6 protein-coding genes and 1 pseudogene are annotated in these 5,486 nt (G+C 73.4%); 6 read left to right on the top strand and 1 reads right to left on the bottom strand.

Going from position 1 to position 5,486, the window contains the following annotated elements; genetic code table 11:
* Window positions 1–300, top strand: a pseudogene (locus ACFV61_RS28510) (hypothetical protein); the annotation flags it as partial.
* Window positions 301–461: 161 nt separating this feature from the next.
* The gene (locus ACFV61_RS28515; protein ID WP_380428346.1) at window positions 462–1,352 is read left to right on the top strand and encodes a ribonuclease BN; all 891 of its coding nucleotides are present in this window, start codon (window positions 462–464) and stop codon (window positions 1,350–1,352) included.
* Window positions 1,353–1,434: 82 nt separating this feature from the next.
* On the opposite strand, the gene ACFV61_RS28520 is transcribed toward ACFV61_RS28515, so the two are convergent.
* Window positions 1,435–2,142, bottom strand: a complete 708-nt coding sequence (locus ACFV61_RS28520; protein WP_380494678.1) for a rhomboid-like protein — start codon at window positions 2,140–2,142, stop codon at window positions 1,435–1,437.
* Here ACFV61_RS28520 and ACFV61_RS28525 point away from each other — a divergent pair.
* From ACFV61_RS28525 to argG, 4 genes are all read left to right on the top strand, one after another.
* Window positions 2,126–2,449 carry a hypothetical protein gene (locus ACFV61_RS28525; RefSeq protein WP_380494680.1) on the top strand — a complete coding sequence of 108 codons (324 nt, stop codon included), beginning with the start codon at window positions 2,126–2,128 and terminating at the stop codon, window positions 2,447–2,449. The two genes, ACFV61_RS28520 and ACFV61_RS28525, sit on opposite strands and share 17 nt — an antisense overlap.
* Window positions 2,450–2,520: 71 nt before the next feature.
* Window positions 2,521–3,210 (top strand): rhomboid-like protein, encoded by a 690-nt coding sequence (locus ACFV61_RS28530; protein WP_244293557.1) that lies wholly within the window; start codon window positions 2,521–2,523, stop codon window positions 3,208–3,210.
* 86 nt (window positions 3,211–3,296) lie between these two features.
* Complete coding sequence (locus tag ACFV61_RS28535; protein WP_380343931.1) at window positions 3,297–3,827, top strand: hypothetical protein; 531 nt, start codon at window positions 3,297–3,299, stop codon at window positions 3,825–3,827.
* 237 nt (window positions 3,828–4,064) lie between these two features.
* Window positions 4,065–5,486, top strand: a 1,422-nt coding sequence (argG, locus tag ACFV61_RS28540) for an argininosuccinate synthase (protein ID WP_380494682.1), incomplete at its 3' end; no start/stop codon positions are given.

Below are 5,486 nucleotides of genomic sequence, written 5' to 3' on the forward strand. Positions count from 1 at the left end.
GGCCTCCGCCCCCAGACCGCGCCCCCCCCCGCCCGCGCCCGGGCCCCCGGGGGGGTGGCGGGCGCGGGCGGGCCGGCGGCCGGCGCGGCCCGGGCCGCGGCCGGGTTCCAGAGCAACAACACCATCGCGATCATCTCGGCGGCCCCGAGCCTCGTCGTGGTGCTGCTGTTCTTCTTCGGGGTCGTCTGCCCGGCGGTCTGGTCGCGCAAGGCCCAGCGCAAGAAGGCGGCCCTCAACGTGCTCAACACCCTCATCGGACGGAACCCCACGAGCCTCACGGGCCCGCCGCCCCGACGGTAGACCCACGACCACACCACACCACACCCGCTACCCGGCCCCGACCCCCACCCCAGACGCCCGACGCCGCCCACCCGCCTGCGGACGGACACCTCCGGTGGCGGGGCGGGCCGGGCTGGCCTTGACTGGGGCGGATCGTTGCCCCGCTGCGGGAGGACCGAGAGATGAGGTCGGTGAGGGAGGCCGCTGGCCGTTGGGGGGAGCGGCTGGCCCGGGGGCGCGGGCGGTGGGAACGAGCGCGGTCCAAGGCCGAGCGGCGCTTCCCCGTGATCACCGAGCTGACGGCCCGGCTGCTCTCCCCCGGACTGCTGGACGCCGCCACCCGGATGGCCTCCCAAATCTTCCTGACCTCCGTACCACTGCTGTTCGCGGTGGCCGCGTTCGCCCCGACCGGCGTGCGGGACCAGATGGTCGCCTCGCTCCGCTCGCTCTTCGGCATCTCCGGCGCCACGGATCAGCAGTTGCACCAGTCGCTGTACGGCACCGGGGACCTGCGGCAGACCACCGGGTTCATCGGCGTGCTGATGGCACTGCTGTCGGCGACCAGCTGCAGCCGCGCGGTGGCCCGGGTCTGCGAGCACGCCTGGCGGCTACCGAAGGCCGGGACCAAGGTGGCGGCCTGGCGGTGGCTACTGTGGATCGTGACCTGGCTGGCGGTGCTGCTGTTCCAGGGCCCGCTGCGGGACGGCTTCGGCGCCGGCTTCTGGCTGGGCCTGCCGCTGACCTTCACCGCCTCGTTCGTCGTCTGGTGGTGGACCGCCCACCTGCTGTTGAGCGCCCGGGTCGGCTGGCTGCCGCTGCTGCCCGGCGCGCTGCTGACAGCCGCCGCGGCCACCGCACTCTCGCTGACCGCCCGGATCTACATGCCGGACGCGCTGAACCGCGCGCTGGCCCAGTATGGTTCGCTGGGCCTGGTGCTGATGGGGCTGTCCTGGCTGATCGTGCTCTGCGCCGCCATCACCTTCTCCGTCACGGCCGGGGCGGTGCTGGCCCAGGGACCGCCGCTGAACGCCTACCTGGGCACGCCCGCCCCGGGCCCCCCGCGCACCGGCTGATCCGTCGACGCCACCACCACCACGACGCAGCCACCAACCACCGCCGCCACCGCCACCATCACCGCTGCCATCGCCACCACCGTCAACGCCGGCGCAGCCGCCCTCGGACGAGCCGGCCTGTGGCGACCGGGTCCCAGGAGCCCGGGCGGTCCCGGGTCAGCGGGTAGCAGGCCAGGCCGATCAGCACGGCGCTGAAGTGGCCGATGCTGGTGTAGTCCCGGCTCTGCGCGACGCCCAGGCCGTAGAAGACCAGCACACCGGCCACGTACAGGTACCGCCAGGGCCGCACGATCAGATAGGTGAGCACCGCGACCACCCCGGCGAGCGCGTAGCTGACGCCGTAGTCGAGGGTGTAGACGGCCCTCGGCGGGGCGATGCCGCGGTGGATCGCCCACCCGAGCAGGCCCTCGCTGAGGTAGGTCGCGCCGACGTGCGCGATCATCGCCACCGAGATCCAGCGCAGGGTGCCGAGCCAGCGTTCGGCGGGCACGTGGAAGAGGTTGTAGAGCAGGAAGTAGCTCAGCCACCCGCCGCCCGCGATCCACAGCGCGCTGGTGATCAGCACGCGCACCGGTGAGACCTGGAGGTGGTGCAGGTTGGTCGAGCGCCGTTCCAGGATCCGGTCGGCGGTCGCGGTGTCGACGTGGCGGATCACCTGCGTGGTGGCGAGCAGGATCACCAGCCACACGTAGGTGCCCGGGGCCCGGCGGACGTAGCTCCAGACCGCGTGCGCGAGGCGTGCCCACCAGGGGCGCCGGTGTCCGGGCGCGTTGGTGGTGCCACCGGTCATCGGCGCCTCCTCGACGGTTCCCTTCACCCTCACCCGGGGCGCCTCCGGGCGCGTCGACGCGGTGCGCCCTTCGGGTGACCGGGTCTCGCGGACGGTCTCCCGCGTCCCCCACGCCCTGGGCCCGGCGCCGGCCTCCGTGGTGGTCCGCGCGCTGAACGCCGACCCGGCCGGGCGCCCGGCGGACGGCGCGGCGCTGCTGGCGCTGGTGGCGCGTCTGCCGCCCGCTCCGCTCCCGGGCAGCCCGGCGCCGAACGCGAGTTCGGTCGGCGAGGAGATCACCCGGGGCTGGCGTACGCTGGCGCTCTGACCGCCCGGAACGGGCCGCCGGGGGCCGCCGGGCGGCACCACCGGGACCGCACAGCGAGGGCGACGGGCACGATGAGCGAGCGCGGCACAACGACCGCACCTGCAGGTCTCGACGCCGGCGCCGACGCGCGGCACCCGGCGCTGCGCGTGGCGGACCGGCTGCGGCTGACCACGGTGTACGTGCTGCTGCTGACCGCGACGGCCTGCTGGCTGGCCGGCCAGAGCCACGGCGCCCGGGCCCGGTTCGTCCGGCACAACAGCAGCAACGTCCACCACATGGAGGTCGGCAAGTGGTGGACGATGTTCACCAGCGGGCTGGTGGTCGACGGGGTGCCCGCCTGGGCGGGCATCGCGGCGGTGGCCGTGGTGCTGGGCCTGGCCGAGTGGCGCTGGGGCCCGGCCCGGGCCGGCGCGGTCTTCGTCTTCGGGCACCTGGGCGCCACTCTGCTCACCGAGGGCGCCATGTGGGTGATGCTCACCGCCCGGATCCCGGGGGCGCTGTCCCGCGCGCGTGACGTCGGGATCAGCTACGGGCTGGTCGGCACCGCCGGCTGCCTGCTGGCTCTGGGCCCGGCTCCGCTGCGCCGGTTCGGGCTGCCCGCGCTCGGGCTGGGGCTGGCCGTGACCTGGGCACTGGACCAGCAACTGGCCGACGCCGGGCACCTGGTGGCGCTCGGCCTCGGCGCGCTGGCCGCCCGGACGCCCTGGCTGCGCGGCCGGGCGCGGGCCCGGGCCCGGGTGCCGGTCTCCGCCACGCGCTGACGGCCCTCCGCCGTTCCTCCGGCGCTCCTCCCGACGTTCCTCCCCGGGGTCTTGCGATCACCCCCACCCCGAGTAATGCTGATTACATGATTACAACCTCGCCCGAAGAGCTCCGGGGGTGGTTCACCGGCCGCCTCCCCGCCGACCTGTTCACCGATCTCGTCGAGATCACCGCGGACCGCGAAGAGATCACCGTCGTCGGCCGCATCACCGAACCCGTCCTCGACCAAGCAGCATCGGACGCCGAGCGCGAAGCCGCGTTCGAGGGCCGGATCGCCGAGTTCCGCGACCGGACCAGGGACGCCCGGATCGCCGTCGCCCGGGAGGCCGAGCGCCGTTACGGCCGCAAGGTCTCCTGGGGCGCCGAGTGCGGCGACCTGAGGGGCATGTTCACCACCGTCTCCGCCCCCGTCATGACCCGGCTGCGCCAGCCCGAACGGCAGGTGCTCGACACCCTGGTGGAGGCGGGCGTCGCCCGCAGCCGCAGCGAGGCGCTCGCCTGGTGTGTCCGCCTGGTGCAGCGCCACTCCGACACCTGGCTCACCGAACTGCGCGAGTCGCTGGAGAACGTCCGCCGCCTGCGCGCCCAGGGGCCGGACGCCGACAGCGCCTCCTGACCCCCGCCCCGACATCCGACCTCCCAACGCGCCTGGGAGAAAGCCGGGTTGAGGTACGGCGACCACCGATCGGCCACGGCTGGGGGCGGCAACAGGAGCGGCCGCCCCTCGCCGAGCCGATCGTATGCTCTTGCGGTACTCTGCAAACCTATGCCAGAGTGCGGGCATCGGATACGCCGAATCCCCTCACACGTCGCTAAGTCAGGAGCCCGCGCCTCGCGGGTCAAGGGTGCATGCATGTCGAAGGTCTTGAGCAAGCTGCCGGTCGGTGAACGGATCGGCATCGCATTCTCCGGTGGATTGGACACCTCCGTCGCCGTCGCGTGGATGCGCGAGCACGGCGCCGTCCCCTACGCCTACACGGCCGACATCGGCCAGTACGACGAGCCGAACCTCGCCGACGTCCCGGCCCGCGGCCGCGCCTACGGCGCCGAGCAGGCCCGGCTGGTCGACTGCCGGGCGGCGCTGGTCGAGGAGGGCCTGGCCGCCCTCGCCTGCGGCGCCTTCCACATCCGCTCCGCCGGGCAGACGTACTTCAACACCACCCCGCTCGGCCGCGCCGTGACCGGCACCCTGCTGGTCCGCGCGATGCGCGAGGACGAGGTCTCCATCTGGGGCGACGGCTCCACCTACAAGGGCAACGACATCGAGCGGTTCTACCGCTACGGTCTGCTCGCCAACCCCAGCCTGCGGATCTACAAGCCGTGGCTGGACCAGCGGTTCGTCACCGAGCTCGGCGGCCGCAAGGAGATGTCCGCCTGGCTCTCCGAGCGCGACCTGCCGTACCGCGACTCCGCCGAGAAGGCCTACTCCACCGACGCCAACATCTGGGGCGCCACCCACGAGGCCAAGCGGCTGGAGTACCTGGACACCTCGATGGAGATCGTCAGCCCGATCATGGGCGTGGCCTTCTGGGACCCGGCGGTCGAGATCCAGACCGAGGACGTGACGATCGAGTTCGAGTTCGGCCGTCCGGTCCGCATCAACGGCCGGGCGTTCGCCGACGCCGTCGAGCTGGTGCACGAGGCCAACCGGATCGGCGGGCGCCACGGCCTGGGCATGTCGGACCAGATCGAGAACCGCATCATCGAGGCCAAGAGCCGCGGCATCTACGAGGCCCCCGGCATGGCGCTGCTGCACACCGCCTACGAGCGGCTGCTCAACGCGATCCACAACGAGGACACCGTCGCCACCTACCACACGCAGGGCCGCCGGCTCGGGCGGCTGCTGTACGAGGGCCGCTGGTTCGACCCGCAGTCGCTGATGCTCCGCGACAGCCTGCAGCGCTGGGTCGGCCAACCGGTCACCGGCAGCGTCACGCTGCGTCTGCGCCGCGGCCAGGACTACTCGGTGCTCGACACCCAGGGCCCGAACCTCAGCTACCACCCCGAGAAGCTGTCCATGGAGCGCAGCGTCGACGCCGCGTTCGTCCCGGACGACCGCATCGGCCAGCTGACCATGCGCAACCTCGACATCGCCGACTCGCGCAGCAAGCTGGAGCAGTACGCGGTGCACGGCCAGCTGGCGCCGTGGAGCGGCCTGATCGGTGAGCTGGCGCCCGGCGGGGCGGCGCCGATCGCCGCCGCCGGCCCCGACGCCGAGGCGCTGGCGGCCAAGTCCACCGCGCTCGACAGCGCCGCCATCGCGACGGGCGACGAG

The organism is Kitasatospora sp. NPDC059817 (genome assembly GCF_042731835.1).
Taxonomy (GTDB): Bacteria; Actinomycetota; Actinomycetes; order Streptomycetales; family Streptomycetaceae; genus Kitasatospora.